Source organism: Rhizobacter fulvus (assembly GCF_964020785.1).
Genome location: NZ_OZ224516.1, coordinates 3,382,595 through 3,409,543 on the forward strand (window position 1 = coordinate 3,382,595; position 26,949 = coordinate 3,409,543).

General features: G+C 72.2%; 24 protein-coding genes. 11 read left to right on the plus strand and 13 right to left on the minus strand.

Features of this window, described 5'->3' with window-relative positions; genetic code table 11:
• Positions 1 to 14 precede the first annotated feature (14 nt).
• The 10 genes from puhC to bchF are packed head-to-tail and all read right to left on the minus strand — an operon-like array spanning position 15 to position 12,333.
• Complete coding sequence (gene puhC / locus ACWH49_RS16205) at positions 15 to 494, minus strand: photosynthetic complex assembly protein PuhC (RefSeq protein WP_448172389.1); 480 nt, start codon at positions 492 to 494, stop codon at positions 15 to 17.
• Between the two features lie 4 nt (positions 495 to 498).
• Positions 499 to 1,203, minus strand: a complete 705-nt coding sequence (gene puhB / locus ACWH49_RS16210; protein WP_448172390.1) for a photosynthetic complex putative assembly protein PuhB — start codon at positions 1,201 to 1,203, stop codon at positions 499 to 501.
• Entirely contained in the window at positions 1,200 to 1,973 is a 774-nt protein-coding gene (gene puhA, locus ACWH49_RS16215; RefSeq protein ID WP_448172391.1) for a photosynthetic reaction center subunit H, read from the minus strand. Before puhA ends, puhB begins: the two co-directional genes overlap by 4 nt.
• A 23-nt stretch (positions 1,974 to 1,996) precedes the next feature.
• Positions 1,997 to 3,451, minus strand: coding sequence for a PucC family protein (locus ACWH49_RS16220; RefSeq protein ID WP_448172392.1), 1,455 nt, complete (start codon positions 3,449 to 3,451; stop codon positions 1,997 to 1,999).
• 2 nt (positions 3,452 to 3,453) lie between these two features.
• The gene (bchM, locus tag ACWH49_RS16225) at positions 3,454 to 4,227 is read right to left on the minus strand and encodes a magnesium protoporphyrin IX methyltransferase (RefSeq protein ID WP_448172393.1); all 774 of its coding nucleotides are present in this window, start codon (positions 4,225 to 4,227) and stop codon (positions 3,454 to 3,456) included.
• Positions 4,227 to 5,150, minus strand: coding sequence for a ferredoxin:protochlorophyllide reductase (ATP-dependent) iron-sulfur ATP-binding protein (gene bchL / locus ACWH49_RS16230; protein WP_448172394.1), 924 nt, complete (start codon positions 5,148 to 5,150; stop codon positions 4,227 to 4,229). Before bchL ends, bchM begins: the two co-directional genes overlap by 1 nt.
• Positions 5,147 to 8,965, minus strand: coding sequence for a magnesium chelatase subunit H (locus tag ACWH49_RS16235; protein ID WP_448172395.1), 3,819 nt, complete (start codon positions 8,963 to 8,965; stop codon positions 5,147 to 5,149). The genes bchL and ACWH49_RS16235 overlap by 4 nt, the downstream gene beginning before the upstream one ends.
• A complete protein-coding gene (gene bchB / locus ACWH49_RS16240; RefSeq protein WP_448172396.1) occupies positions 8,937 to 10,520 on the minus strand; it encodes a ferredoxin:protochlorophyllide reductase (ATP-dependent) subunit B in 1,584 nt (527 codons plus the stop codon). The genes ACWH49_RS16235 and bchB overlap by 29 nt, the downstream gene beginning before the upstream one ends.
• A gap of 2 nt (positions 10,521 to 10,522) precedes the next feature.
• The gene (locus tag ACWH49_RS16245; protein ID WP_448172397.1) at positions 10,523 to 11,809 is read right to left on the minus strand and encodes a ferredoxin:protochlorophyllide reductase (ATP-dependent) subunit N; all 1,287 of its coding nucleotides are present in this window, start codon (positions 11,807 to 11,809) and stop codon (positions 10,523 to 10,525) included.
• Complete coding sequence (gene bchF / locus ACWH49_RS16250) at positions 11,806 to 12,333, minus strand: 2-vinyl bacteriochlorophyllide hydratase (protein WP_448172398.1); 528 nt, start codon at positions 12,331 to 12,333, stop codon at positions 11,806 to 11,808. Before bchF ends, ACWH49_RS16245 begins: the two co-directional genes overlap by 4 nt.
• Positions 12,334 to 12,627: 294 nt before the next feature.
• On the opposite strand from bchF, the gene ACWH49_RS16255 reads away from it, so the two are divergent.
• From ACWH49_RS16255 to hemA, 8 genes are all read left to right on the plus strand, one after another.
• On the plus strand, positions 12,628 to 13,548 hold the full coding sequence (locus ACWH49_RS16255) for a cobalamin B12-binding domain-containing protein (RefSeq protein WP_056461877.1): 921 nt from the start codon (positions 12,628 to 12,630) through the stop codon (positions 13,546 to 13,548).
• Between the two features lie 80 nt (positions 13,549 to 13,628).
• On the plus strand, positions 13,629 to 15,086 hold the full coding sequence (ppsR, locus tag ACWH49_RS16260) for a transcriptional regulator PpsR (RefSeq protein WP_448172399.1): 1,458 nt from the start codon (positions 13,629 to 13,631) through the stop codon (positions 15,084 to 15,086).
• Between the two features lie 73 nt (positions 15,087 to 15,159).
• Positions 15,160 to 16,035, plus strand: a complete 876-nt coding sequence (gene chlG, locus ACWH49_RS16265; protein ID WP_448172400.1) for a chlorophyll synthase ChlG — start codon at positions 15,160 to 15,162, stop codon at positions 16,033 to 16,035.
• The gene (locus ACWH49_RS16270) at positions 16,032 to 17,375 is read left to right on the plus strand and encodes a BCD family MFS transporter (protein ID WP_448172401.1); all 1,344 of its coding nucleotides are present in this window, start codon (positions 16,032 to 16,034) and stop codon (positions 17,373 to 17,375) included. Before chlG ends, ACWH49_RS16270 begins: the two co-directional genes overlap by 4 nt.
• Before the next feature lie 5 nt (positions 17,376 to 17,380).
• Positions 17,381 to 18,586 (plus strand): geranylgeranyl diphosphate reductase, encoded by a 1,206-nt coding sequence (locus tag ACWH49_RS16275; RefSeq protein ID WP_448172402.1) that lies wholly within the window; start codon positions 17,381 to 17,383, stop codon positions 18,584 to 18,586.
• Positions 18,583 to 19,059, plus strand: coding sequence for a TspO/MBR family protein (locus ACWH49_RS16280; RefSeq protein WP_448172403.1), 477 nt, complete (start codon positions 18,583 to 18,585; stop codon positions 19,057 to 19,059). Before ACWH49_RS16275 ends, ACWH49_RS16280 begins: the two co-directional genes overlap by 4 nt.
• A 10-nt stretch (positions 19,060 to 19,069) precedes the next feature.
• Complete coding sequence (locus ACWH49_RS16285; RefSeq protein WP_448172404.1) at positions 19,070 to 19,372, plus strand: hypothetical protein; 303 nt, start codon at positions 19,070 to 19,072, stop codon at positions 19,370 to 19,372.
• Positions 19,369 to 20,652: a glutamyl-tRNA reductase gene (hemA, locus tag ACWH49_RS16290; RefSeq protein WP_448172405.1), complete on the plus strand. Its 1,284-nt coding sequence runs from the start codon at positions 19,369 to 19,371 to the stop codon at positions 20,650 to 20,652. Before ACWH49_RS16285 ends, hemA begins: the two co-directional genes overlap by 4 nt.
• A gap of 10 nt (positions 20,653 to 20,662) precedes the next feature.
• Here hemA and ACWH49_RS16295 read toward each other — a convergent pair whose 3' ends face one another.
• The gene (locus ACWH49_RS16295) at positions 20,663 to 21,979 is read right to left on the minus strand and encodes a DUF3422 family protein (RefSeq protein ID WP_448172406.1); all 1,317 of its coding nucleotides are present in this window, start codon (positions 21,977 to 21,979) and stop codon (positions 20,663 to 20,665) included.
• Between the two features lie 66 nt (positions 21,980 to 22,045).
• A complete protein-coding gene (locus tag ACWH49_RS16300) occupies positions 22,046 to 22,366 on the minus strand; it encodes a high-potential iron-sulfur protein (protein ID WP_448172407.1) in 321 nt (106 codons plus the stop codon).
• A gap of 113 nt (positions 22,367 to 22,479) precedes the next feature.
• Here ACWH49_RS16300 and bchI point away from each other — a divergent pair, with 113 nt between their 5' ends.
• The 3 genes from bchI to bchO are packed head-to-tail and all read left to right on the plus strand — an operon-like array spanning position 22,480 to position 26,228.
• The gene (gene bchI / locus ACWH49_RS16305; RefSeq protein WP_448172408.1) at positions 22,480 to 23,496 is read left to right on the plus strand and encodes a magnesium chelatase ATPase subunit I; all 1,017 of its coding nucleotides are present in this window, start codon (positions 22,480 to 22,482) and stop codon (positions 23,494 to 23,496) included.
• Positions 23,493 to 25,292 (plus strand): magnesium chelatase subunit D, encoded by a 1,800-nt coding sequence (locus tag ACWH49_RS16310; protein WP_448172409.1) that lies wholly within the window; start codon positions 23,493 to 23,495, stop codon positions 25,290 to 25,292. Before bchI ends, ACWH49_RS16310 begins: the two co-directional genes overlap by 4 nt.
• A gap of 15 nt (positions 25,293 to 25,307) precedes the next feature.
• Positions 25,308 to 26,228 (plus strand): alpha/beta fold hydrolase BchO, encoded by a 921-nt coding sequence (bchO, locus tag ACWH49_RS16315; protein ID WP_448172410.1) that lies wholly within the window; start codon positions 25,308 to 25,310, stop codon positions 26,226 to 26,228.
• Between the two features lie 11 nt (positions 26,229 to 26,239).
• On the opposite strand, the gene ACWH49_RS16320 is transcribed toward bchO, so the two are convergent.
• Positions 26,240 to 26,908: a type 1 glutamine amidotransferase domain-containing protein gene (locus ACWH49_RS16320; RefSeq protein ID WP_448172411.1), complete on the minus strand. Its 669-nt coding sequence runs from the start codon at positions 26,906 to 26,908 to the stop codon at positions 26,240 to 26,242.
• Positions 26,909 to 26,949: the final 41 nt, after the last annotated feature.

Here is a 26,949-nt window from a genome sequence, read left to right on the forward strand (position 1 = left end):
GGGAGCCTTTCGGGTCAGCGCACGGGCGCGGCCATGATGCGGGCGAAGACGGCGGCGTTCGCCGGGCCGAAGGAACCGAGGTCGACGCGCCGCCCGGTGCCCGGATCGACCAGCGTCAGCCCGCCGTCGGCGCGGCCGATCATCGTGAAGGGCAGCGCCGGGCTCACGTGCTGACGCATGCGTTCGCGCGCGAGGCCGCGCATCGTGCCGCGCAGGAAGCCGTTGGTGCCGGGCGGGACGGTCTCGACCAGTCGCGTCCCGGTCGCGTCGAGCACGACGATGCTGCCGTCGGGCCGGTCCTCGAAGCGGAACGCGCGCGTGGCCACGGCCGGGGCGTCCGATGCGTGCACCGCGCCGACGCCGGTGATGCGCACCGCGGCGACCGTGACGACCGTGGCGATCACCATCGCGCCGAGCGCGAACAGCGGCGCGCGTGCGAAGCGGATCGGCGCTGCCGCCTCGCGCAGATCGCCCGGGATGACGTGCGCGTTCATCGCGTCAGGCCGCGAGCGCCGAGGTGTCGGCGTGCTCGTGGCGGGAGGTCGCGGCGGTCCGCAGCGGCACCTGGATCGGGGCGCGCACCGGCCGCGCGGTGGATGCCGATGCGGCGAGTGCGCCAGCGAGGATCTGCGCGACGCCCTGCACCTGCGGCAGCGCGCGCAGCATCGGCTCGGTGCGCTTCAGGCGCCACGGCCGCGCATGCGGCCACAGGTGGATGTAGGCGATGTGGTCGCTCTCGGCGAGCACCAGCGTGATGTCGCCCGTGCCGTCGGCATTCGTCCGCAGCCCGGCCGACTCGATCTGCGAGTAGGGCAGGTTGAAGGTGATGCTGAGCACGACGCCGATCCGCATCACGACGCGCCGGTCGGTCACGGTGTAGACGCTGGTGCGCGCCACCAGCCACGCCAGCAGCGCCAGCAGCCCGAGCGCCGCGCCGGCCAGCGGCAGCAGCCACAGCATCGCCAGCCCCGCGTCGAGTGCGGAGCCGCCGGTCGCCAGCACGTTGACTGCGCGCGCGCCGAGCAGCACCGCGAAGTAGACCGCGAGCATGCGCAGGTGCATCGCCTCGCGCGCCAGCGCGCGCCAGTCGGGCGCGCCCTGCCACAGCAGGCGCTCGCCGCGCGGCAGCGGTTCCGGCAGGCCGAGCGCGGCCTCGAACTCGTGCTCCGGCGCGTCGGCGCGCGCCTGCCGATTCGTGATCACAGCAGCGGCTCCTGGCGGGCCGGCGTGGCGTACAGCGTGCCGCCGCCGTAGTAGCCCATGATCTTGTCCTCCTCGAGCAGCGTCACCGCATCGGCGTGCCGCGTGGCGGGCACCTGCGCGAACTGCGCCGCCAGGATCGAGCGCACGTTGACCTGCTGGTCGCCGATGCGCGCGAAGTTGATCGGCAGCAGCACGCGGCGGCTGCCGCCGGCCGCCGGCACCTCGACCTCGAGGTAGCGGAACAGCACCTCGGCGCGGTCGACCCACAGCTCCGTCACCGTGCCCGCGATCGCCCCGTCGGCGCCGATCACCGGCAGGCCGCGCGGGTCGGGATCGCGGTGCGCGACCTCGAGGCTCGGCGCGGCGCGCAGCGGCACGATGCGCAGGTCGCCGTCCACCGTGGTGTCGGCGATGTCGGCGCGGTCGGAGTACGAGCCCGGCCCGACAGCCGCGAGCATCGGATCGCCGTGCGGCTCGAGTGGCGCGCCCAGGTGCGCGGCCGAGGGCGAGCCGCCCAGGGTCTGCGTCGTCTCGCGGAAGTTCGGCGACAGCACCACCCGGCCGTCGCGCAGCAGGAAGGTCTTGGGCGTCGGCACGCTCGGCCAGCCCTGGACGTGGATGCGGCCGCCGGAGCGGTCCGATTCGAGCGGGTAGCCCTCGCGCTTGTCCTCGCGGTGCAGGTAGTAGATCAGGCCGGCGAAGAACACCCAGAACGCGTAGAGGGCGACCTGCGCCACGTCGATGTAGGCGGTGATGGATCCGGTTCCCATGGTGTCTCCTGTGTGGAACGAATTCAGCCGGGGAATTCGGCGAGGCCGAATTTCCGGTCGGGTGAAGCGGCTGGCGATCGGCGCGCACTGCGCACGAGCGGCCCGATCGCGATCAGCGTCGCGAACAGCAGATAGAGCTCGAGGTGGTAGACGAAGCTGTAGCCCGTCGCCGGGCTCGCCAGCGCGGTGCCCAGCGCGCCCTGGGTCGCCAGCGTCGAGACGAGGTCGCGGATCGCGCCGCCGGCGGCGATTGCGAGGCCCGCGCACGAGGCCTGCACCGCGCCCCACGCACCGAGCGCGAGGCCGTTCAGGCCGTCGGTCTCGAGGTTCATCGCCGCGGTCAGCGTGCCGACCGAGAACAGCCCGGCGCCGAAGCCGATGCAGGTCGCGCCGAGGCGGAACAGCCAGGGCGACGCGAGCGGCTCGGCGAAGATCACGCACGAGAACGCGAACAGGCCCGCCAGCACGCCCCACGCGGCGAGCCGGTGCGGCGAACTGCCGCGACCGAGCGCGCGCGCCGCGAGGCCGAACGCGGCCAGCGCGCCGCCGGCCATCATCGCGGTCAACGCGGTCGTGGCGCCCACCGGCAGGTGCAGGATCTCGCCGCCGTACGGCTCGAGGATGATGTCCTGCATGTTGAACGCCGCCGTGCCGAGGCCGACGGCGACGAGGAAGCGGATCGATCGCCCGCGCGCCGCGAAGCGCGCCCAGTTCTCGCGGAACGAGGGCTTGGGCTCGCCGCGCGCGCGGTTGGCGGGGTTGCGTGCCTCCTGCTTCCACAGCGCGACCAGGTTGACCACCATCGTCAGCAGCGCCGCGCCCTGCACGACCTGGATCAGCTTGATCTGGCTGAAGTCGCGCAGCGCGAGGCCGAACAGCAGGCCGGCGACGACCATGCCGAGCAGCAGCATCACGTACATCAGCGCGACGACGCGCGGGCGCGTGTTGGCCGGCGCGAGGTCGGTCGCGAGCGCGAGGCCGGCGGTCTGGGTGGTCTGCAGCCCCGCGCCGACGAGCAGGAAGGCCAGCGCCGCGCCGGCATGGCCGATCCAGGCCGGCCCGTGGCTGTCGCCCGACAGCACGATCAGCGCGAACGGCATGATCGCCAGTCCGCCGAACTGCAGCAGCGTGCCGATCCAGATGTAGGGCACACGCTTCCAGCCGAGCACCGATTTGTGCGTGTCCGACCGGAAGCCGATCAGCGCGCGGAACGGCGCGAACACCAGCGGCAGCGCGACCATCGCCGAGACCAGCCACGCCGAGACGCCGAGCTCGACGATCATCACCCGGTTCAGCGTGCCGACCAGCAGCACCATCGCCATGCCCACCGTCACCTGGAACAGCGACAGCCGCAGCAGGCGCGACAGCGGCAGCTCCGCGCTCGCGGCGTCGGCGAACGGCAGGAAGCGCGTGCCGACCTTCGCCCACTGGCGCGCGAGCGTCGAGTTCAGCTGCAGGGCGGCGCGTGCCGGGTTCATGACTACACCCCGTTCGCCGAGTACGGCGAACGACCCTCCGGGAGGGTCGGGCCTTGCTTGGGGCGGCCCGGCGCGGCGGCCCGCATCAGTTCGAGCGCCTGCGAGGTGTAGAAGCCGCTCGAGATGCGCTCGGTGCGCCCGCGCGCCCAGCCCTGCAGCTGCGCGTCGTGGTCGATGCGGTGGTGCAGCCAGCGTTCGGCCACCGGCACGACGGCCGGCGAGCGGTCGCCGCGCGGGAACAGCTTGCCGATCGCACGGAGCGCCTCGAGCGCCGGGCTGCTCGGCACGTAGGTGAACAGCAGCCCGCGGCGGGTGCGCTGCGCGAGGCCGGCGAGCACGTTGACGGCGTCACCGGTCTCGTAGTGGATCACCGAGTCCATGCCGACCACGTAGTCGAAGCTGCCGAGTTCCGGCGCCAGCATGTCGCCGGCGCGGAAGTCGATCGAGCCGGCGTTGCGGATCTCGGGCTGGCGCTCACGGGCCAGGTTCACCAGCGTCGGCGAGAGGTCGATCGCCAGCACCTCGGCGCCGCGGTGCGCGGCCTCGACGGCGAGCGCGCCGGTGCCGCAGCCGGCATCGAGCACGCGCAGGCCGCGCAGGTCGTCGGGCAGCCAGCCGAGCAGCGTCGCGCGCATGCGGTCCCGGCCGGCGCGAACGGAGGCGCGCACGCGGCCGACCGGCGCGTCGGACGTGAGCCGCGCCCAGGCCTGCACGGCCGTGCGATCGAAGTAGGTCTCGATCTCGCCGCGCCGATCCTGGTAGGTGAGGTGGCTCATCAGTCGAAGCCCAGCAGGTCGAAGATGTCGCGGTCCTTCATCGGCACGCAATTGAGCGGCTCGGTGCCCAGCCACAGCGAGGCGGCCAGCCGCATGTACTCCTTCTGCACCAGCTCCAGCTCGGGCGAATATTCCATCTCGAACAGCGTCGACTTCTTCAGCCGGCTGCGGCGGATCACGTCGAGGTCGGGGAAGTGCGCCGCCAGCTTCAGGCCGATCTTGTCGTTGTACTTGTCGATCTGGTCGGTGGCGGCGCTGCGGTTGGCGATCACGCCGCCGAGCCGCACGTTGTAGTTCTTCGCCTTCGCGCCGATCGCCTGGACGATGCGGTTCATCGCGAAGATCGAGTCGAAGTCGTTCGCGGTCACGATCAGCGCGCGGTCGGCGTGCTGCAGCGGCGCCGCGAAGCCGCCGCAGACCACGTCGCCGAGCACGTCGAAGATCACCACGTCGGTGTCCTCGAGCAGGTGGTGCTCCTTCAGCAGCTTGACGGTCTGGCCGACCACGTAGCCGCCGCAGCCGGTGCCGGCCGGCGGGCCGCCGGCCTCGACGCACATCACGCCGTTGTAGCCGGGGAAGACGAAGTCCTCGACCCTCAGCTCCTCGGCGTGGAAGTCGACCGTCTCCAGCACGTCGATCACGGTCGGCAGCATCTTCTTGGTCAGCGTGAAGGTCGAGTCGTGCTTCGGGTCGCAGCCGATCTGCAGCACGCGCTTGCCGAGCTTGGAGAAGGCGGCCGACAGGTTGCTCGACGTCGTGCTCTTGCCGATGCCGCCCTTGCCGTAGATCGCGAACACCTTGGCGTTGCCGATCTTCAGGTTCGGGTCGAGCTCGACCTGCACGCTGCCCTCGCCGTCGAGGCGCAGGTTCTTCCGCACGCCCGGGCTCTTGATGTCGGGGAACGGAACCGTGGTGGTACTCATGCGGGAGATCCTTCTCTGGTGTCGATGAACACGCCTTCGAGCCGGTCTTCCAACTCTTCGCCAGCCCGACGCAACGCGGCGAGCATGGTCGCGTCGGGGTTCCAGAACTTGCGGTCCGAGGCTTCGAGCAGCCGGTTCGCGACCCGCGCCGAGGCGGTCGGGTTCAGCTTCGCGAGCCGGTCGCGCATCTCGGGGTCGAGCACGAAGGTCTCGCTCAGCTGCTCGTAGACCCACGGCTGCACCTGGCCCGTCGTCGCGGACCAGCCCATCGTGTTGGTCACGTGGACCTCGATCTGGCGCACGCCCTCGTAGCCGTGCTTCAGCATGCCCTCGTACCACTTCGGGTTCAGCATCCGGGTGCGGGTCTCGAGCGCGACCTGCTCGGTCAGCGTGCGCACCGTGCCGCCGCCGTTCGCGTCGCGGGTCTGGTCGCCGATGTAGACCGGCGCGACCCCGGCGCCCGCGCCGTCGCGCTGCGACTTGGCGCGCTGCACCGCGCGGCTGATGCCGCCGAGCGTGTCGAAGTAGGTGTCGATCGTCGTCACGCCGAGCTCGACCGAATCGAGGTTCTGGTAGGCGAGCTGCACGCCGGCGAGCACGCTGTTCAGCAGCGCGGCCTGCTGCACCGGCCGACCGGCGACACCGTACGCGAAGCCCTTGCGGCGGGTGTAGGTCTCGGCGAGTTCGTCGGCGTCGTCCCAGCGGCTGTTGTCGACCAGGCTGTTGACGTTGGAGCCGTAGGCACCCTCGGCATTGCCGAACACGCGCAGCGCCGCGGTCTCCAGGTCGCCGCCGTGCTCGGCGAGGTAGGCCAGCGCGTGCTTGCGGATGAAGTTCTGCTCGATCGGCTCGTCGGCCTGCGCGCACAGCAGCGCGGCCTCGGCGAGCAGCTTGATCTGCAGCGGCAGCAGGTCGCGGAAGATGCCCGACAGCGTGATGACCACGTCGACCCGCGGCCGGCCGAGATGTTCGAGTGCCAGCAGCTGCGCGCCGGCCAGCCGGCCGTAGCTGTCGAAGCGCGGCGCCGCGCCCATCAGCGCGAGCGCCTGGCCGATCGGGCCGCCTTCGCTCTTCAGGTTGTCGGTGCCCCACAGCACCAGCGCGATCGATTCCGGGAACGCATGGCCGTCCGCCCGGTGGCGCTGCAGCAGCCGCTCGGCCTGGCGCGCGCCGTCCTGCACCGCGTAGGCGCTGGGGATGCGGAACGGGTCGAAGCCGTGCAGGTTGCGCCCGGTCGGCAGGATCGCCGGGGTGCGCAGCAGGTCGCCGCCCGGGGCGGGGCGCAGGAAGCGGCCGTCGAGCGCCTGCAGGATGCCGGCGAGTTCGTGGTCTTCGGCCATCAGCGCGTCGGCCGCGGCGAGTTCGCGCAGCAGCGCGTCCTGGTCGGCAGGCGCGGACGTGCCGGCGACGATCGCCTCGACCAGCGCGCGCTCCGGTCGCGCGCCGTGCGAGGCCTCGGCCAGCGAGAGCAGCAGGTCGACCCGTTCGGACGCGGTCGGCGCCTGGCCGACGATGTGCAGGCCGTGCGGGATCAGCGTGTACTCGAGTTCGAGCACCGCGTCGTTCAGGTTCGCGATCGATGGGGCAGCCTCCGGGCCCCACGGCGGTTCCATCGCGGCGAGGTCGAGGTCGGCGGCCTGCGCCTGGATCATCAGCGCCAGTTCGTCCGCTTCGATCGTCGCTTCCGGCTCCAGGCTGCGGTAGCGCTCCAGCAGCGCCTTCAGGTCGACCAGGCCCTTGTACAGCCCGGCCTGGGCGACCGGCGGCGTCAGGTAGCTGATCAGCGTGGCGGCGGCGCGGCGTTTGGCGATCGTGCCTTCGGACGGGTTGTTCGACGCGTACAGGTAGAAGTTCGGCAGGTCGCCGATCAGCCGGTCGGGCCAGCAGCCGGACGACATGCCGTTCTGCTTGCCCGGCATGAACTCGAGCGCGCCGTGGGTGCCGAAGTGCAGCACCGCGTGCGCGCCGAAGTCCTCGCGCAGCCAGCGGTAGAAGGCCGAGAACGCATGCGTCGGCGCGAAGCCCTTCTCGAACAGCAGCCGCATCGGGTCGCCTTCGTAGCCGAAGGCCGGCTGGACGCCGACGAAGACGTTGCCGAAGCGCTCGCCGTAGACGAACAGGTGGCTGCCGTCGCTCTGCTGCTTGCCGGGCGCCGGGCCCCATTGCGCCTCGATCTCCTTCAGGTGCTTCTCGCGCCGCACGTGGTCGTCGGCGGGGATGCGCACGTGCACGTTCGCATCGGCGCCGAAGCGCTGCGCGTTGCCGTGGATGATGCGGTCGCGCAGCGCGTCCACGCTCGCCGGCATCTCCACCGTGTAGCCCTCGCGCTGCATCGCCGCCAGCGTGTTGAACAGCGACTCGAACACCGACAGGAACGCTGCGGTGCCGGTGTTGCCGGCGTTCGGCGGGAAGTTGAAGACGACGGCGGCGACCTTGCGCCCCGCGCGTTCCGAGCGCCGCAGGTCGACCAGCCTGCCCACGCGTGCGGCGAGCAGGTCGGCGCGCTCGATGCAGCTGTGCATGTCGTGGGCGTCCTGTTGACCCGAAGACGCCACGCGGCTGAACGTGCAGGCGTGAGCGCAGCCGGTGCAGGCGATGTGCGCGGCGCTGCCGCGGCCGCCGAACACCATCGAGCCGGTCGCGCCATCGAGTTCGGGGATCGCGACCATCATCGTCGCCTCGACCGGCAGCAGCCCGCGCGGCGAACCGCCCCACTGGTCCAGGGTCTGGAACTCGACCGGCGTGACGGCCAGGTAGGGCACGTCGAGCCTGGCGAGGATGTCCTCGGCCGCCTTCGCGTCGTTGTAGGCCGGACCGCCGACCAGCGAGAAGCCGGTCAGCGAGACGACCGCGTCGATCGTCGGCCGGCCGGCGTCGAAGAAGAACGCGTCGATCGCCGGGCGCGCATCGAGTCCGGTCGCGAACGCCGGCACGACGCGCAGCCCGCGCGCCTCCATCGCGGTGATCACGCCGTCGTAATGGTCGGCGTTGCCGGCCAGCAGGTACGAGCGCATCAGCAGCAGGCCGACGGTGCCGCGCTTGCCGGTGGTCGCGACGCGCGGCAGGTCGGCCAGCGCCGCCGACATGCGGCCCGGCATGCGGGGGTGGTAGACGCCGACCTCCGGGTACTCGACCGGCGGCAGCGGCTTCACGAGGCCGCGCAGCGCCTTGCGCGGCCCGTCGGCATAGCGGTCGACCAGGAACTGCACCATGTTGGCGACGTTCGCCTCCGAGCCGGCGAGCCAGTACTGCAAGGTCAGGAAGTACGCGCGCACGTCCTGCGCGGTGCCGGGGATGAAGCGCAGGATCTTCGGCAGCCGGCGCAGCATCCTCATCTGTTGCGCGCCGGCGGTGGCCTTCACGCCGGACTCGTTGCCCTTCGCCTCGGGCTTGCCGCGCAGCCGCTTCAGCAGCGCCATCGGGCCGCTCGCGGGCGCTGCCATGTCGAACCGCCCCATGCGGGTGAGCTTCATCACCTCCGAAGCCGACATCGCGCAGACCATCGCATCGCAGTGGTCGCGGCGTGCCTTGAGCGCGGGCAGCACCGGCTGGAAGTGCTCTTCCATGAACAGCATCGTCGCGATCACCAGATCGCCGTGGGCGATGTCGTCGTTGCAGCGCGCGAGTGCCGCCGCGTCGCCGCCCCATTCGGCCGCGGCGTGCACGACCAGCTTCAATCCGGGCATCGTGCGCGCGAGTTCGCGGTGCGCACGCTCGGCGGCGCTCGCGAGGTGGCTGTCCATCGTGACGATGACCACGCGCATCGCCGGATGCACCGCGATGACCTCAGCGGGCGAAGTGCGCTTTGGCGTCATAGAGGGTCTCGATGGTGATCAACGCGACATGGCGTTCGAGGGCGAAACGCTCGGTGTTGCGCTTGGCCTTGCCGCGCACGAAGAACGGGATCTTGCGCAGTTCCTGCTCGGCCTCCGGTGCCCATTCGGCGACGACGATCTGGGGCGGCGCGTCGGGCGCGGCGGCGGGAGCGGGTACCGGTTCGGCCGCGGCCACCACGGGCGACGCGTGTCCGCCCAGGTGCGACGGCGCGGCGTCCTCATGGAACTCGAAGTCGCCGCGGAACATGCCGATCAGGTGTTCCTCCAGGCCCATCATCAGCGGATGGACCCAGGTGTCGAACAGCACGTTGGCGCCTTCGAACCCCATCTGGGGCGAGTAGCGCGCCGGGAAGTCCTGCACGTGCACCGGCGCCGAGATCACCGCGCACGGGACGCCGAGGCGCTTGGCGATGTGGCGCTCCATCTGCGTGCCGAGCACCAGCTCGGGCTGCAGCTCGGCGACGCGCGCTTCCACGTCGAGGTAATCGTCGGTGATCAGCGCCTCGACGTCGTACAGCTTCGCGGCGTCGCGCACGTCGCGCGCGAATTCGCGGCTGTAGGTGCCCAAACCGACGACCTTGAAGCCGAGCTCGGACGATGCGATCCGGGCAGCCGCGATCGCGTGGGTCGCGTCGCCGAAGATGAACACGCGCTTGCCGGTCAGGTATGTCGAGTCGACCGAGCGCGCGTACCAGGTCGAGCGCGAAGGCAGCGCGGCCAGCGCCTCGGCGGGGTCGATGCCGGCGAGCGCCGCGACCTCGGCGACGAAGTCGCGCGTGGCGGCGGCGCCGATCGGGATCGTCTTCGTCGCCGGCTGGCCGAACTGCCGCGTCAGCCAGGTCGCGGCCAGCGCGCCCACCTCGGGGTACAGCACGACGTTGAAGTCGGCCTCGCCGAGGCGCGACAGGTCGTGCGCGGTCGCGCCCAGCGGAGCGACGACGCGCACGTCGATGCCGATCCGGTCGAGCAGGCCGCGGATCTCGGTCACGTCGTCGCGGTGGCGGAAGCCGAGCGCCGACGGACCGAGGAGGTTGCAGCTCGGGCGCTGGCCGGCCGGTCGAGTCGCCCGCGGCGTGCCCGGAGCGGGTGCGTTCGGGCCGGCCAGCGCGCGCACCAGCTGGTAGAAGGTCTCGGACGCGCCCCAGTTCTCCTTGCGCTGGTAGGACGGCAACTCGAGCGCGACCACCGGCACCGGCAGGTTCAGCGCTTTCGCCAGGCCGCCCGGGTCGTCCTGGATCAGTTCCGCGGTGCACGACGCGCCGACCAGCATCGCGGCCGGCTGGAAGCGCGCGTAAGCGTCGCGCGCGGCGTTCTTGAACAGTTCGGCGGTGTCGCCGCCGAGGTCTCGCGCCTGGAAGGTCGTGTAGGTCACCGGCGGGCGCTTCGGCAGCCGCTCGATCATCGTGAACAGAAGGTCGGCGTAGGTGTCGCCCTGCGGCGCGTGCAGCACGTAGTGGACATCCTGCAGCGCGGTGGCGACGCGCATCGCGCCGACATGCGGCGGGCCTTCGTAGGTCCAGAGGGTGAGCTGCATGTTCAGGCCACCAGCTTCAGCTTGCGCAGCAGGGGGCGCGCGAAGAGTTCGGCCAGGTCGCCGGCCTGGTCGTAGCCCTGGATCGGCGTGAACACCAGCTCGATGGCCCATTTGGTCGTCATGCCCTCGGCCTCGAGCGGGTTGGCGAGGCCGAGACCGCAGACCACGATGTCGGGCTGCCGGGCGCGGCAGCGGTCGAGTTGCTTTTCAACGTCCTGCCCTTCCGACAGCGTCGTGCCGGCGGGCAGCAGCGCCAGCTCTTCGGCGAGGTGCTGGCGGTGCAGGTAGGGCGAGCCGACCTCGGTGAGTTGCATGCCGAGTTCGCGGGCCAGGAAGCGCGCGATCGGGATCTCGAGTTGCGAATCCGGGAAGAAGAAGACGCGCTTGCCGGCCAGATGAACATGCTGGCGTGCCACCGCCGCCCAAGCGCGTGCGCGGCCGGGCGCGGTGGCGCGCTCGAACACCTCGGCGTGGATGCCGAATGCGGTGGCGGCGGCCTGCAGCCACAGCGTCGTGCCTTCGGCGCCGAGCGGGAAGGGCGCGGCCAGGCGTTGCGCGCCGCGCGCCTCGAGAACCCGGGCGGTGTCGGCCAGGAAGGGTTGGGCGAGCAGCAGGCGCGTGTTCGGGCCGACCGCCGGCATCGCGCCCGCCCGGCGCGGTGGGAAGAACTGCACGGGGCCGATGCCAAGCGCCGCGAACAGGCGCGTGAACTGGTCCTCGACGACGTCGGCCAGTGTGCCCACGACCAGCAGCGACGCGGGCGCATCGGCCGGCGCGGCCGGCAGGCCCGGCACCAGCGCGGCCAGGCAGGCGTCCTCGCCCTGCGTGAACGTGGTCTCGATGCCGCTGCCCGAGTAGCTGAGCACGCGCACGTCCGGCGAGAACCGGCCGGACAGGCGCGACGCCGCGCGCGACAGATCGAGCTTGATCACCTCGGACGGGCACGAGCCGACCAGGAACAGCAGCTTGATTTCCGGCCGGCGCTCGAGCAGCCGCGTCACGACGCGATCGAGCTCGGTGTTCGCGTCGGCCAGGCCGGCCAGGTCGCGCTCGTCGATGATCGCGGTCGCGAAGCGCGGCTCGGCGAAGATCATCACGCCGGCGGCCGACTGGATCAGGTGCGCACAGGTGCGCGAGCCGACGACGAGGAAGAACGCGTCCTGGATCTTGCGGTGCAGCCAGATGATGCCGGTCAGGCCGCAGAACACCTCGCGCTGGCCGCGCTCGCGCAGCACCGGGGCGTCGCTGCAGCCCGCGGCCTCGGCGCGGATGGGGATCACCGGGCTCATGCCGTCGCTCCCGCGGCGATGGCCGAGCGATCGCGCTGCGCCTGGTCCAGCCGCGCGGCGCGCAGCTTCAGGATGAACTGGGTCGCATTGATCACGTAGGTCGCGTAGGCGACGAGCGCCAGGACCATCAGCTGTCGCGCGCCGAGCGCGCCGGTGAACAGCGCCACCAGGTAGGCGGTGTGCAGCGCCAGCACCAGCATGCTGAACACATCCTCCCAGAAGAAGGCCGGCGCGAACAGGTAGCGGCCGAACACGACCTTCTCCCAGATGCAGCCGGTGACCATGATCGCGTACAGCGTCAGCGTCTTGACGACCACCGACCAGGCCGCGGCGTCGTGCCCCTCGCCCGTGGCGAGGTAGCGCAGCACCAGCCCCAGGCTCACCAGGAAGACGACGAACTGCACCGGCGCGAGCACGCCCTGCACCAGCGTCCAGCCCGATGCGTCGCGACGCTGGCGCTCGTCGGCCGTGTAGAGCGGCCGGTACGAACTCGGCGCAGTGCTGGGGGCCCCACGTGCTTGCATCGACGTCCTCGGTGTGCTGCTGAGGGCGAATCTAGACCTGACGTTCGTACGTGTCAATCGGGCTAGACGTAAATCAAACGTGACACTATATTGGCGGCAAGGCCACGCGGCGCTGTCAAAGGCGCTAACCCGATTGACGTTGCGCGGGGCCGGCAGTAGAACTTGTCCCCACGGCGCGCGCGACCACGACGTTGGCGCCCGCCGTTTTCCCGACCATCGCAAACCCAGACGCGGTGGTGGCGCCCGAGGTATCTTCCCGCGGCGCAACGCCAGAGCATCGCGAGGAGACCGTCGATGGAGAGCAGGCCGCAGGAACATCCGGCACGGGAGGGTTCGACCAGAGGCGGTGCACCGCCCGACACGAGCCCGCAGGTCTGCGAGGCCGAGCCGCCCGGCTTCCGCCAGGCCGACGCGGCCAACGACATGCGCATGTCGCAGCTGGCGCGCACGATCGAGCAGGAGATCATCCCGCGCCTGATGCTCGCCCACCGCGCGGCCTCCGAGCCGGTCGCCCGGTCCGTCGCGCCGGGCAAGGCGCTCACCGCCGAGGATGTCGAGCAGTTCGCCAAGCTCGTGCTCGCGCACGACGAGGACGTGGCGTTCGCGACCATCAACACGCTGCGCGCCCGTGACGTCTCGGTCGAGAAGATCTACCTCGACCTGCTGGCGCCGACGGCGCGCTACCTCGGCAAGCTGTGGGAGGACGACCTGTGCAGCTTCACCGACGTGACGGTCGGCCTCGGCCGGCTGCAGCGGGTGCTGCGCGAACTCAGCCCGGCGCTGGGTCGCAGCGTGGAGCACCCCGTGCAGGGTCGACGCGTGCTGTTGCTGCCCAGCCCCGGCGAACAGCACACTTTCGGGCTGGTGATGGTCGCGGAGTTCTTCCGGCGTGCCGGGTGGGACGTGACCGGCGGCGCCTGGGCGGCCGGCGCTGACGCCGCCACGCTGGTCCAGGCGGAATGGTTCGACGTGATCGGCTTCTCGCTCGGCGCCGAGGTGCACCTGCCGCAGTTGACGGCGTCGATCGCGGCCGTCAGGCACGCGGCTTGCAATCAGGACATCGCGATCCTGGTGGGCGGCCCACTGTTCGGCGTGCATCCCGAGTTCGTCGGGCAGGTGGGTGCGGACGGCATGACAATAGACGGGCGCGAAGCACCGTCGCTCGCCGAAGGCCTGATCGTCGGCCTGGCGCGGCCGCACGAGTCCCACGGTTGATGCTCGCTGCGCGCGAGAGCATCCGCCACGACGAACCAGAACGAGGATGTGATGCGTCTGCGACCCGGAAAGCTGATTCCATGAGGGAGTTCGAAGCGCCAGCGAAGACGCTGGGCGACCTGAGCGCCGACATGGCCGGCAAGCTGATCGCGGCCGCCGCGGATGTGGCGTTGATCATCGACGACCAGGGTGTGATCCGGGACCTCGCGTTCGGCAGCGACGACCTGCTGCGCGAGGGCTACTACGAGTGGCTCGGCAAGCCCTGGGCCGACACCGTCACGGTCGAGAGCCGGCCCAAGGTCGAGGCGCTGCTGCGCGAGTCGCGCGCCAACGCCGCGCCGCGCTGGCGCCACATCAACCACCCGTCGCTCGACGGGGCCGACCTGCCGCTGTCGTATTCGGCGATCGCGCTGCCCCAGCAGGGCGGGCGTGGCAAGCCGGGCGTTCGTTCGGTGGTGTTCGGCCGCGACCTGCGCGCCAACGCGGCGTTGCAACAGCGCCTGATCAGCGCCCAGCAGGCGATGGAACGCGACTACTGGCGCCTGCGCCACATGGAGACGCGCTACCGCTCGCTGTTCCAGGTGGCGTCGGAGGCGGTGCTGATCCTCGATGCCGTCACCGGCAAGCTCGAGGAGGCCAACCCGGCGGCGCTGGCGCTGTTCGGGGTCGAAGCGTCGCGGCCGGGCTGGCTGATCTCCGACAGCTTCGAGGTCGACCCGGGTGCCAAGAACACCGCCAGCGTGCCGGCGATGCTCGGCCGCGTCAGCGCCACCGGCCATGTCGAGAGCGTCGGCGCGCGGCTGAAGGGGCAGGGCGAGATGCGCGTGTCGGCCTCGCTGTTCCGTCAGGAGAAGACCGCCCATTTGCTGGTGCGCGTGTCCCCGCTCGACACCGCGGCCCGCACCGGCGGCGGCAGCGCCGGCCAGAGCGCGCTGATGAAGCTGATCGAAGGCGCGCCCGACGCGTTCGTCGTGACCGACCTCGACGGCCTGATCATGACCGCGAACCACGCGTTCCTGGACCTGGCGGAACTGGCCACCGAGACGCAGGTGCGCGGCCAGTCGCTCGAGCGCTGGCTCGGCCGCACCGGTGTCGACCTGAACGTGCTGATCACCAACCTGCGCCAGCGCGGCGCGGTGCGCCTGTTCGCCACCGTGATGCGCGGCGAGTACGGCGCCTCGACCGAGGTCGAGATCTCCGGCGTCGCGGTCACCGAGGGCGAACAGCCCTGCCTGGGCTTCACGATCCGCGACGTCAGCCGGCGTCTCGTCGCCGAGGTGCGCACCACCGGCACCGGCCGCGAGATGCCGCGTTCCGTGGGCCAGATGACCGAGCTGGTCGGCCGCGTGCCGCTGAAGGACATCGTGCGCGACACCACCGACCTGATCGAGCAGCTGTGCATCGAGGCGGCGCTCGAGCTCACCCACGACAACCGGGCCTCCGCTGCGGAGATGCTGGGCCTGTCGCGCCAGAGCCTGTACGTGAAGCTGCGGCGCTTCAACATCGGCGACCTGACGCCCGTGCCGGGCGAAGAGTGACCGAAATCCTGGGTTGACACTTTGAGTGTAAATCCAGGTTGACGACTTCAGGTGTCAGGCGCAGTATGTCTGCATGGCCCGACCCGCTCTGTCCGCTGTCGCGGAGCTGCTCAAACCGATCACCTGGTTCCCGCCGATGTGGGCGTTCGGCTGCGGCGTCGTGGCATCGGGCGTCGCCACCGAAGGGCGCTGGCCGCTGATCGTCGTCGGCGTGCTGCTGGCAGGGCCGCTGGTCTGCGCCAGCAGCCAGGCGGTCAACGACTGGTTCGACCGGCATGTCGATGCGATCAACGAGCCGCAGCGGCCGATCCCGTCCGGTCGCATGCCCGGGCGCTGGGGCCTGGGGATCGCGATCCTGTGGACGCTGCTGTCGCTGGTGGTCGCCGCCTTCCTCGGCCCGTGGGGCTTCGCCGCCGGCCTGGTCGGCCTGCTGCTGGCCTGGGCCTACAGCGCGCCGCCGCTGCGCCTGAAGCAGAACGGCTGGTGGGGCAACGCGGCCTGCGGCCTGTGCTACGAAGGCCTGGCGTGGGTCACCGGCGCGGCGGTGATGGCCGGCGGGGCCATGCCGGAGCTGCGCTCGCTCGCGCTGGCGCTGCTCTACAGCGTCTCGGCCCACGGGATCATGACGCTGAACGATTTCAAGTCGGTCGAAGGCGATCGGCAGATGGGCATCGCGTCGCTGCCGGTGCAGCTCGGCGTGCAGTCGGCCGCGCGCATCGCGTGCTGGGTGATGATCCTGCCGCAGCTGTGCGTGACGGGGTTGCTCGTCGCATGGCAGCAGCCGCTGCACGCGGTGGCGGTGGCCGCGCTGATCGCGCTGCAGCTGGTGCTGATGCGCCGCTTCCTGCAGCAGCCGAGCGAGCGCGCCGTCTGGTACAGCGGCTTCGGCGTGCCGCTGTTCGTGATCGGGATGATGGTCAGCGCCTTCGCGCTGCGGGGCGCGGCATGACCCGCGGCGCCTTCGGCTGGGTGGCGATCGCGCGGCTCGGGCTGGTGCAGGCCTGCCTCGGCGCGGTGGTCGTGATGACGACCTCGACGCTGAACCGCGTGATGGTCGTCGAGCTCGCCTTGCCCGCACTGCTGCCGGGCTTCCTCGTCGCGATGCACTACCTGGTGCAGGTCGCGCGCCCGCGCATGGGCTACGGCTCCGACATCGGTCGGCGCCGCACGCCGTGGATCGTCGGCGGCATGGCCGTGCTCGCGTTCGGTGGCGCGCTCGCCGCGGTCGCGACCGCGTGGATGGGCAGCGAACGGTCCGCCGGCATCGCGCTCGCCATCGTTGCGTTCCTGCTGATCGGCCTCGGCGTCAGCGCGTCCGGCACGTCGCTGCTGGCCTTGCTCGCCAAGCGGGTCGAGGCGCCGCGGCGCGCGGCCGCCGCGACCACGGTGTGGCTGATGATGATCGTCGGCTTCGCGGTCACCGCCGGCGTCGCGGGCAGGCTGCTCGATCCGTACTCGCCGGCGCGGCTGATCGCGGTCACCGCGGGCGTGTCGGTGCTCGCGGTGCTGCTCACGCTGGTCGCGACCTGGCGCCTCGAGGGCGCGGCCGCGCCGGACGTCGAACCTGCCGAAGCCACCGAACGCGGCGCGCCGAAGCCGGCGTTCCGCGAGGCCCTCGCGCAGGTCTGGGCCGAACCAGTGGCCCGGCACTTCACGCTCTTCGTGTTCATCTCGATGCTGGCCTACAGCGCGCAGGACCTGATCCTCGAGCCCTTCGCCGGCAGCGTGTTCGGCTTCACGCCGGGGCAGTCGACCGGGCTGTCGGGAGTCCAGCACGCCGGCGTGCTCGTCGGCATGCTGGCCGCGGCCTTCGCCGGGCGCGGCACGCGCTTCGGCTCGCTGCGGACGTGGCAGATCGGCGGCTGCCTGGTCTCGGCGCTGATGCTGCTCGGGCTGGTCGCGGCCGGCGTCGTCGGCCCGGCGTGGCCGTTCAGGGCCAACGTGTTCGCGCTCGGCGTCGCCAACGGCGCGTTCTCGATCGCCGCGATCGCCTCGATGATGCGGCTCGCCGGAGAGGGCAGGCACGCCCGCGAAGGCACGCGCATGGGGCTGTGGGGCGCCGCGCAGGCGGTCGCGTTCGGCCTCGGCGGGCTGGTCGGTACCGCCGCGAGCGACCTCGCGCGCTGGCTGATCGGCACGCCGGCCCATGCGTATGCGGCGGTGTTCGCCTTCGAGGCCCTCCTGTTCGTCGCGGCGGCGGCGCTTGCCGCCCAGCTCGGTCGTTCCGTCGCGGTCGCATCGTCGGCACCCCGCCGTCCCGAAGGCCAGCCGGCCCTGCAAGCAAGGTGATCGCCATGTCCGATGTAGAAACCTTCGATGTCGTCGTGATCGGCGGCGGCCCGGCGGGTGCCACTGCGGCCCACGACCTGGCGCGCGCCGGGCGCTCGGTGCTGCTGCTCGACCGCGCGGGGCGCACCAAGCCGTGCGGCGGCGCGATCCCGCCGCGGCTGATCAAGGACTTCGGCATTCCGGACGCCTTGCTCGTCGCGCGCGCGACCGCGGCGCGCATGGTCTCGCCGAAGGACCGCAAGGTCGACATCCCGATCGACAACGGCTTCGTCGGCATGGTCGACCGCGACCAGTTCGACGAATGGCTGCGCGAACGCGCCGCGGGCAGTGGCGCGCAGCGGCGGATCGGCGACTTCGACCGGATCACGCGCGATGCCGACGGCCTCAGCGTCGTGCACTTCGAGCAGCCGTCGCCGACCGATCGCCGCGCCCGCGTGCCCGCCCGCGTGCGGACCCGCGCGATCGTCGGTGCCGACGGCGCGAAGTCGGCCGTCGCGCGCCAGACGGTGGACGGCGCCGAGCGCACGAAATACGTCTTCGCGTACCACGAGATCCTGCGCACGCCGGCGGCACCGCCAAGCGGGTTCGATCCGTCGCGCTGCGACGTCTACTACCGCGGCAGCCTGTCGCCCGACTTCTACGGCTGGGTCTTCCCGCACGGCGACACGATGAGCGTGGGCACCGGCAGCGCCGACAAGGGCTTCTCGCTGCGCGCCGCGGTCGGCGGGTTGCGCCAGGCGGCGGGGCTGATGGGCGCCGAGACACTGCGCCGCGAGGGCGCGCCGATCCCGATGAAGCCGCTGCCGCGCTGGGACAACGGCCGCGACGTGGTGCTCGCCGGCGACGCTGCCGGCGTGGTCGCGCCGGCATCGGGCGAGGGCATCTACTACGCGATGTTCGGCGGCCGGCTCGCCGCCGAGGCGGTCGAGGCGCTGCTCGCGACCGGCGACGTGCGCTCGCTCGCGCTGGCCCGCAAGCGCTTCATGAAGGCGCACGGCACCGTGTTCCGCGTCCTCGGCGTCATGCAGTGGTTCTGGTATTCGAGCGACCGGCTGCGCGAGCGCTTCGTCTCGATCTGCCAGGACCGGGACGTGCAGCAGCTGACCTTCGAGTCGTACATGAACAAGGAACTGGTGCGGCGCAAGAAGCTGGCCCATGTGCGCATCTTCTTCAAGGACCTGGCCCACCTGTTCGGGGTGGCGCGTGTATGAGTCGCTGGCGCCCGATCGCGATCGCCGCGGGCGCGGCCCTGCTGGTGGCCGTGCTCGGCGCGCTGATGACCGACCTGGGCCCGTGGTACGCGAGCCTGAAGCAGCCGCCGTGGAAGCCGCCCGACTGGGCCTTCGGTCCGATCTGGACGACGATCTTCGCGCTGGCCGCCGCCGCCGGCGTGATCGGCTGGCGCCGCGCGTCGTCGCGCGCGCTGCGCGAAGGGATGCTGGTGCTGTTCGCGGCCAACGGGTTCCTGAACGTGTTCTGGAGCCTGCTGTACTTCCGCCTGCACCGGCCCGACTGGTCGCTCTGGGAGGTGCCGTTCCTGTGGCTGTCGGTGCTGGCACTGATCCTGCTGCTGGCGCGTTTCGCGAAGCTCGCGGCCTGGCTGCTCGCGCCGTACCTGGCGTGGGTCGCGATCGCGGCGGCATTGAACTGGCAGACCGTGAGGCTGAACGGTCCGTTCGGCTGAGGAGAACCGCTTGATCGACGCCGCTGTCATCGCGCCGCTCATCGACCTGGTGATCGCGTTCACCGTCGTCGAGGGCGCGGCCCTCGCGCTCTACCACCGCGTCAGCGGCAAGGGGGTGGCGCCGCGCGACTTCGCGCTGAACCTGGTCTCGGGCCTGTGCCTGATGCTCGCGCTGCGCAGCCTGGCGCAGGAGGCCGGCGCGGCGTGGACGGCGGCGTGGCTGCTGGCCGCGGGCCTCGCGCACGGCAGCGACCTGCTGCTGCGCTGGCGCCGCGACGCGCGCCCGGCGCGCACCCAACGGATGATCGCATGACCGTCATCGCGCTCGGCCTGAACCACACGACCGCGCCGCTGGACGTGCGCGGCCGCTTCGCGTTCCCCGGCGACCAGCTCGTGCCGACGCTGCGTGCCTTCAGCGGACGCCTGCAGCGCGCTGCCGAGGTCGCGATCGTCTCGACCTGCAACCGCACCGAGCTGTATGTCGGCAGCGCCGGCGGCGACGCGCGCGGCCTGGCCGGCCAGGCGCTCGGCTGGCTCGCCGAAGCGGGCGGCATGGCGGCCAACGACCTGCAGCCGCACTTCTACGTCCACGAGGACGCGGGCGCGGCGCGCCACACCTTCCGGCTCGCGAGCGGCTTGTCGTCGATGGTGATCGGCGAGACCCAGATCCTCGGCCAGATGAAGCTCGCGGTGCGCGAGGCCGGTGCCGCCGGCACGCTCGGCACCACGCTGCACCAGTTGTTCCAGCGCTCGTTCGCGGTCGCGAAGGAGGTGCGCACCGGCACCGAGATCGGCATGCACACGATCAGCCTCGCGGCCGCGATCGTGCGGCTCGCCGGCAACCTGTTCGAGGATTTCGGCGAATTGAAGGTGCTGTTCCTCGGCGCCGGCGAGATGGCCGCCCCGGTGCTCGCGCACCTCGCGGCGCGGGCGCCGCGGCAGCTGACGATCGCCAACCGCAGCCTCGAGCGCGGCGAGGCGCTGGCCGCCCATTTCGGCGCCGAGGCGATCGGTCTCGCCGATGCGATGGCTCGGCTGGCCGAGTTCGACGTGGTCGTCTCGTGCACCGCGAGCCCGCTGCCGGTGATCGGCCTCGGCGCGGTCGAGCGCGCGATCAAGGCGCGCCGGCGGCGGCCGATGCTGATGGTCGATCTCGCGGTCCCGCGCGACATCGAGGCCGAGGTCGCCGCGCTGACCGACGTCTACCTGTACACGATCGACGACCTCGCGCAGATCGTGCAGGCCGGCGGCGACAGGCGGCTCGCCGCGGTCGGCCAGGCCGAGACCATCATCGAGTCGGGCGTGCAGGACTTCGTGCGCTGGCTCGGCACGCGCGAGACCGTGCCGCTGATCCAGGCGCTGCAGACCCAGGCGGAAAGCTGGCGCGCGTCGGAGCTGCAGCGCGCGCGCAGGATGCTGGCGAAAGGCGACGACATCGATGCGGTGCTGGAGACGCTGTCGCGCGGCCTGACCCAGAAGATGCTGCACGGCCCGATGGCCGGCCTGCAGCACAGCGACGGGCCCGAGCGCGTCGCGCTGACCGACACGCTGTCGCGCCTGTTCCTGCAGTGCCCGATGCGGGCGCCGCGCTGAGCCGGGCGCGTCAGTCCAGCGGGTGGTGGACGCCGGCGCCGTGCCGTGCGCGCCGCACCGTCAGCATCACCAGCACGGCGACGACCGGGATGGCCAGGCCGACTGCGAGATCCGGATCGATGCGCACGCCTGCGGCCTTCAGCGCCTTCGCGCCGTAGCCGGCCAGGCCGGCGACGTAGTAGACGATCGCTGCGACCGACAGGCCCTCGACGGTCTGCTGCAGGCGCAACTGCAGCTTCGCGCGCCGGTCCATCGAGCTCAGCAGCGACTGGTTCTGCCGCTCGCGCGCGATCTCGACGCGCGTCGACAGCAGCGCGCTCGCCTGGGCGACCCGTTCGGAGAGGTCATGCAGCCGCTGCGACACGGTGGCGCAGGTCGCGACGGCCGGCGTGAAGCGGCGTGCCATGAACTCCTCGATCGGCTGCACGCCGTCGATGCGGGTCTCGCGCAGCTCGGCGATGCGGCGCGTCACGAGCTCGAAGTACGCGCGGCAGGCGCCGAAGCGGAACTGGCTTGTCGCCAGGCCGCTCTCGACCTCGGCCGCGAGCTTGGTCAGCTGCTGGAGCAGCGCCTCGTCATCACCGGCCTGGTGGCCCGTCGCGTCACGCGTGTCGCTGTTGGCGATGCGGTCGGTCAGGGCCGCGAGCGACCGCTCGATCGCGACGATGCGCGGCGACTGCTGGCGTGCGATCGGCAGCGCGAGCAGCGCCATCATCCGGTAGGCCTCGATCTCGAACAGGCGCTGCAGCATGCGGCCCGCCTGGCGCGGCGTGAAGCCACGGTCGAGCACCAGGAAGCGGGAGCAGCCGTCCTCGTGGATGCGGAAGTCGGTGTACGCGACGCCCTTGCCGTCGCCCACGCCCGAGCCGACGACGATGTTCTGCCCGAAATGGCGCGCCAGCAGCGCGGCATCGGGCAGCGTGTCCTCGGCCGGTACCAGCTTGGCATGCGCGCCGACCACCGTCGCGCCGGGAATCGCGGCGAGCCAGCCGGGCGGGAGCTGCGTGGTCGGCGGCTCGCTGAACGGCTCGGGGCTGCGGCCGGCGGTGAAGAAGGTGTAGCCCGAGAACTCGCCGTGCCGTTCCCACTTGGCGCGCAACGGGCCGAGCGACGCGCTGAAGTGCGTCGCCCCTTCGGGCGGACCGGCCACGCCGAACGCGGCGCACAGGGCGGTCAGGTGCGCGCGTTCGCGCTCGCGGTCGTCGGGCTCGACCAGCACCGCGACATAGGTGGCGCGCGACGGCGTCTCGAGCGGCTCGGGGGGCCGCGCGTGGACTTCGTCGGCGAGGGACAGGCGATCCGGGTGATCGCGCGGCAGCAGGCGCATGGGGGGGCAGGTAGTCGGCTCAGGGCCGAAGCATGGTAACCGGCCGCCCCGCGCGCCGGGGCCCGCTCAGGCCGCCTTCTTCGCCCAGGCCGAGCACCAGCCCTTGCCGGCGACCTGCTTGCCGGCGAACAGCTGGCACGGCGCCATCGCGTCGGTCGGCTTGCCCTGGAAGAAGTTGCAGCCGCTGCACATCTGCGTGGCCGCGTGCTGCGGGTACTTGGCCTTGTCCACCTTGGTGTTGTCGGCCTTGTAGCCGAGCGCGACCGCCTGCGGATCGGCCTCGGACAGGCCGGGCGCGGCGGCCTGGGCCGCGACCCTGGAAGCGGCGAGGGCGGTGCCGCCGCCGATGACCGTCATCACGAATGCACGTCGATTGGTAGGGCTCATGAAGAATCCTTGATCGGAACAGGTTGTACCGTCAGAATAGTCTGACAGATTGAAGTGTTGTTGCGCTTTACATTGCGCGAACCAGAGCAATCGCATCAGGTTTGGAGTGCGCCTTGGTCTTTCCCTTTTCGGCGATCGTGGGCCAGGACGACATGAAGCTGGCGATCCTGATCGCCGCGATCGACCCGCGCATCGGCGGCGTCCTCGTCTTCGGCGACCGCGGCACCGGCAAGTCCACCGCGGTGCGCGCGCTCGCAGCGCTGCTGCCGCCGATGCGCGCGGTGCTGCAGTGCCGCTACCACTGTGATCCGGCGCTGGCGGTCGGCTGCGAGGACTGCGAGGCGCGCAAGGCGAACGGTGCGCTGAAGAGCCACCTGGTGCCGGTGCCGGTGGTCGACATGCCGCTCGGCGCGACCGAGGACCGCGTCGTCGGTGCGCTCGACCTCGAACGCGCGCTCGCGCAGGGCGTCAAGGCGTTCGAGCCGGGCCTGCTGGCGCGCGCGAACCGCGGCTTCCTGTATGTCGACGAGGTCAACCTGCTGGAGGACCACCTGGTCGACCTGCTGATCGACGTGGCCGCGTCGGGCGAGAACGTCGTCGAGCGCGAGGGCCTGAGCGTGCGCCACCCGGCGCGCTTCGTGCTCGTGGGCAGCGGCAATCCGGAGGAGGGCGAACTGCGGCCGCAGTTGCTCGACCGTTTCGGCCTGTCGGTCGAGGTGCGCACGCCGCAGGACCTGCCGTCGCGGGTCGAGGTCGTGAAGCGCCGCGACGCCTACGAGCGCGACCCCGACGCCTTCGGCAAGGCCTGGGCGAAGGATGAGGCGCGCGTGCGGCGCCAGATCGTCGCCGGCCGCGCCCGCCTCGGCGACGTGCAGGTGCCGGACGCGGCGCTCGAGCGCGCAGCCCAGTTGTGCATGGCGCTCGGCACCGACGGCCTGCGCGGCGAGCTGACGCTGATCCGCGCCGCGCGCGCGCTCGCGGCGCTGCAGGGCGACGCGCGGGTCGGCGACGCGCACCTGAAGCGCGTGGCGGCGCCGGCATTGCATCACCGGCTGCGCCGCAACCCGCTCGACGACGCCGGCTCGAGCGTGCGCGTGGACCGCGCGGTGGCGGAGCTGTTCGGTCCATGAGCGACGAGGCGTCGGCCGATCTCGTCGCCGCGCTGTTCGCGGTCGACCCGGTCGGTCTCGGCGGTGTCGCGTTGCGCAGCGCGGCCGGGCCGGCGCGTGACCGCTGGCTGGCGACGCTGAACGGGTTGCTGCCGGCAAACACGCCGTGGCGCCGCGTGCCGCTGCACGTCAACGACGATCGCCTGCTCGGCGGGCTCGACCTCGCGGCCACGCTGCAGGCGGGGCGGCCGGTCGCCCAGCGCGGGCTGCTGGCCGAGGCCGATGGCGGGGTCGTGCTGCTGGCGATGGCCGAGCGGCTCGGTGCGTCGACGGCCGCGGCGGTCGCATCGGCCATCGACACGCAGGCGCTGGTCGCCGAGCGCCACGGCATCGGCGCGCGCAGCGCGAGCCGCATCGGCGTGGTCGCGCTGGACGAAGGCATCGCCGACGACGAGCACCTGCCTGCACGCCTGCGCGAACGGCTGGCCTTTCACCTGACACTGCCGCCGACGACCGCTCCCGACGAGGCGGCGCTGTTCACGCGTGACGACGTCGCCGCCGCCCGCGACCGCTTCGCCGCGGTGCGGATCGACGGCAGCCTCGTCGAGAGCCTGTGCGGCGCGGCGCTGGCGCTCGGCATCGACTCGGTCCGCGCGCCGCTGCTGGCCTGCCGCGCCGCGCGTGCGGCGGCCGCGCTCGACGGCCGCGACGCGGTCGATGCGCGCGATGCGTCGCTGGCGGCCGCGCTCGTGCTCGCACCGCGCGCGACGCGCCTGCCCGCCACCGAGCCGCCACCCGACGCCGAGTCGCCCGCGGAGGCGCCGGACGACGAACAGGCCGCGGCGCCGCCACCCGCCGACACTGCCGACGCGCCGCCGCCACCGCCACCCCCTGACGAGGCCGACCCCGACACACCGGCCGGTCCGATCGACGACCGCGTGCTCGAAGCGGCGCTCGCCGCGCTGCCGCCCGGCCTGCTGGCGATGCTCGCGCTGGGCACGGCGAAGACGCCACGCTCGCCCGCCGCCGGGCGTGCCGGCGCGTCGCAGACCGGCAACCGGCGCGGCCGCCCGACCGGCGTGCGGCGTGGCGAGCCGCAAGGCGGCGCGCGCCTGAACCTGATCGAGACGCTGCGCGCGGCCGCGCCGTGGCAGGCCCTGCGACGCCGCGAGGCCGAGGCGGCCGGAGCACGGAGCGCCGCCCGCATCCAGGTGCGCCGCGAAGACTTCCACCTGTGGCGCTTCCGCCAGCGCAGCGAGACGACCACGGTGTTCGTCGTCGATGCGTCCGGTTCGTCGGCGCTGCACCGCCTGGCCGAGACCAAGGGCGCCGTCGAGCTGCTGCTGGCCGATTGCTACGTGCGGCGCGACAGCGTCGCGGTGATCGCGTTCCGCGGCGCGGGTGCGGAGCTGCTGCTGCCGCCGACCCGTTCGCTGGTGCGGGCGAAGCGCAGTCTCGCCGGCCTGCCCGGCGGCGGCGGCACGCCGCTGGCGGCCGGCATCGCGTCCGCGCACGCGCTGGCCGAGTCGGTGCGGCGCCGCGGCGCGACGCCGGTCGTCGTGCTGCTGACCGACGGCCGCGCCAACATCGCGCGCGACGGCACACCGGGCCGCGCGCGCGCCGGTGAAGACGCGCTCGCTGCAGGCCGCCTGATCCGCGGCGACGGCTTCGCCGCGCTGCTGCTCGACACCTCGCCGCAGCCGCAGGACACGGCGCGCGAGATCGCCGCGGCGATGGGCGCGCGCTACCTGCCGTTGCCGCACGCCGGCGCCGCCGTGCTGTCGCAGGCGGTGCAGGCCGCCGGTGCGGCGCGCTGAGCCACGGGCCGGGGGATGGCGGCGTCGTTGCCCTCGATGGCGCTGGACGGCATCGCTTGGCCGCATCGTCAGGCCAGCACGATGGTCCGGGTCGGCCTGCTGCGCTGGCACGTCCAGCGCATGGGCCAGGGGCCGGTCGCGCTGCTGATCCACGGCACCGGCGCCTCCACGCACTCGTGGCGCGGCTTGATGCCGCGGCTCGCGCGCCACTACAGCGTCGTCGCGATGGACCTGCCCGGTCACGCCTTCACCGGCACGCCGCCGGCGCGGCAGATGACCCTGCCGGGCATGGCGCAGGCGATTGCCGCGCTGGTGAAGGCACTCGGGCTCGATGTCGAGCTGGTCGTCGGCCATTCGGCCGGGGCGGCGATCGGTGCGCGCGCCGTGCTCGACGGCGCGCTGGCGCCGCGCGCGCTGGTCGCGGTCAACGGCGCGTTCCTGCCGCTGGCCGGGCTGCCGGGCGTGCTGTTCCCACCGGTCGCGCGGCTGATGGCCGCGACCCCGCTCGCCGCGCAACTGTTTGCGCGCCGGCGCTGGGACCGCGCCGCCGTCGAGCGCCTGATCGGCGGTACCGGCTCGATGCTCGACGCCGAGGGAATCGCGCTCTACGGCGCGCTGGTGCGCGACCCGCGCCACGCCGCGGGCGCGCTGGCGATGATGGCGCGCTGGGACCTGCGCCCGCTCGCAAACGACCTGTCACGGCTGCGCACGCCGCTCGCGATGATCGTCGGCGCCGACGACCGCGCGGTGCCGCCGCGCGATGCACAACGGGTGCGCGCCCTGTTGCCGGCCGGCACCGGGGGGTCGATCGATGTCGTGGCCGGCGCCGGTCACCTGGTGCACGAAGAACGGCCCGGCGAGGTGGCGGCGCGGATCATCGCGTCGAGCCGCACGGTGCCCGCCGACGGCGGCGCGCACGCCGGGACGCCGGCGTGAGCGCGGCAGGCTCAGCGTTTCGTCAGCGCGTCGACCAGCTTCTCTGACAGCGCGGCGCTGGAATGCGGGTTCTGGCCGGTGAGGAGGTTGCCCTCGTGTTCGACGTGGCTGAGCATGGGCACCAGCGCCGAGTGGAAGTCGGCACCCGCGCCCTTCATCGCGTCCTCCAGCAGGAACGGAACGACGTCCTTCAAGCCGGCGAGCCGCTCTTCGGTGTTGGTGAAGCCGGTCGCGCGGCGGCCCTTCAGGAGTGGCGCGCCGTCAGCGCGCTTCGCATTCACGAGCGCGGCCGGCCCGTGGCAGACCGCGGCGATCAGCCGGCCGGCGGCGTCCTGACGGGCCAGCAGTGCATGCAGCGTCGCGTCATGCGCGAGGTCCATCATCGGGCCGTGTCCGCCGGGGATGAACACGGCGTCGAACGCCCGGTCCTTCACCGACTCGAGCGTCACGCTGTGGCGCAACGATTCCAGGGCCGGCGCCCATTGCTTGCGCTGCTTGTCGTTCGGCTCGGTTTTCGGATCGAGGGGCACCGCGCCGCCGCGCGGTGACGCCACGGTGACGTCGATGCCGGCCTCGAGCGCGGCCATGTAGGGGACGGCGAATTCCTCGAGCCACAGGCCGGTGGGATGGTCGGGCGCGAGCGCGTCGCAACTGGTGGTGACGAAAAGGACGTTGGTCATGGCGACCATCCTACGAGCCCCCTGCCCGGGCGCTGTCAGCC

What these genes read in the sequence shown, in the direction of transcription:
- puhC (WP_448172389.1), bottom strand. Translation starts at nt 494, where the DNA reads ATGAACGCGCACGTCATCCCGGGCGATCTGCGCGAGGCGGCAGCGCCG.
- puhA (WP_448172391.1), bottom strand. Translation starts at nt 1,973, where the DNA reads ATGGGAACCGGATCCATCACCGCCTACATCGACGTGGCGCAGGTCGCC.
- ACWH49_RS16220 (WP_448172392.1), bottom strand. Translation starts at nt 3,451, where the DNA reads ATGAACCCGGCACGCGCCGCCCTGCAGCTGAACTCGACGCTCGCGCGC.
- bchM (WP_448172393.1), bottom strand. Translation starts at nt 4,227, where the DNA reads ATGAGCCACCTCACCTACCAGGATCGGCGCGGCGAGATCGAGACCTAC.
- bchL (WP_448172394.1), bottom strand. Translation starts at nt 5,150, where the DNA reads ATGAGTACCACCACGGTTCCGTTCCCCGACATCAAGAGCCCGGGCGTG.
- ACWH49_RS16235 (WP_448172395.1), bottom strand. Translation starts at nt 8,965, where the DNA reads ATGACGCCAAAGCGCACTTCGCCCGCTGAGGTCATCGCGGTGCATCCG.
- bchB (WP_448172396.1), bottom strand. Translation starts at nt 10,520, where the DNA reads ATGCAGCTCACCCTCTGGACCTACGAAGGCCCGCCGCATGTCGGCGCG.
- ACWH49_RS16245 (WP_448172397.1), bottom strand. Translation starts at nt 11,809, where the DNA reads ATGAGCCCGGTGATCCCCATCCGCGCCGAGGCCGCGGGCTGCAGCGAC.
- bchF (WP_448172398.1), bottom strand. Translation starts at nt 12,333, where the DNA reads ATGCAAGCACGTGGGGCCCCCAGCACTGCGCCGAGTTCGTACCGGCCG.
- ACWH49_RS16255 (WP_056461877.1), top strand. Translation starts at nt 12,628, where the DNA reads ATGGAGAGCAGGCCGCAGGAACATCCGGCACGGGAGGGTTCGACCAGA.
- ppsR (WP_448172399.1), top strand. Translation starts at nt 13,629, where the DNA reads ATGAGGGAGTTCGAAGCGCCAGCGAAGACGCTGGGCGACCTGAGCGCC.
- chlG (WP_448172400.1), top strand. Translation starts at nt 15,160, where the DNA reads ATGGCCCGACCCGCTCTGTCCGCTGTCGCGGAGCTGCTCAAACCGATC.
- ACWH49_RS16270 (WP_448172401.1), top strand. Translation starts at nt 16,032, where the DNA reads ATGACCCGCGGCGCCTTCGGCTGGGTGGCGATCGCGCGGCTCGGGCTG.
- ACWH49_RS16275 (WP_448172402.1), top strand. Translation starts at nt 17,381, where the DNA reads ATGTCCGATGTAGAAACCTTCGATGTCGTCGTGATCGGCGGCGGCCCG.
- ACWH49_RS16280 (WP_448172403.1), top strand. Translation starts at nt 18,583, where the DNA reads ATGAGTCGCTGGCGCCCGATCGCGATCGCCGCGGGCGCGGCCCTGCTG.
- hemA (WP_448172405.1), top strand. Translation starts at nt 19,369, where the DNA reads ATGACCGTCATCGCGCTCGGCCTGAACCACACGACCGCGCCGCTGGAC.
- ACWH49_RS16295 (WP_448172406.1), bottom strand. Translation starts at nt 21,979, where the DNA reads ATGCGCCTGCTGCCGCGCGATCACCCGGATCGCCTGTCCCTCGCCGAC.
- ACWH49_RS16300 (WP_448172407.1), bottom strand. Translation starts at nt 22,366, where the DNA reads ATGAGCCCTACCAATCGACGTGCATTCGTGATGACGGTCATCGGCGGC.
- ACWH49_RS16310 (WP_448172409.1), top strand. Translation starts at nt 23,493, where the DNA reads ATGAGCGACGAGGCGTCGGCCGATCTCGTCGCCGCGCTGTTCGCGGTC.
- bchO (WP_448172410.1), top strand. Translation starts at nt 25,308, where the DNA reads ATGGCGGCGTCGTTGCCCTCGATGGCGCTGGACGGCATCGCTTGGCCG.
- ACWH49_RS16320 (WP_448172411.1), bottom strand. Translation starts at nt 26,908, where the DNA reads ATGACCAACGTCCTTTTCGTCACCACCAGTTGCGACGCGCTCGCGCCC.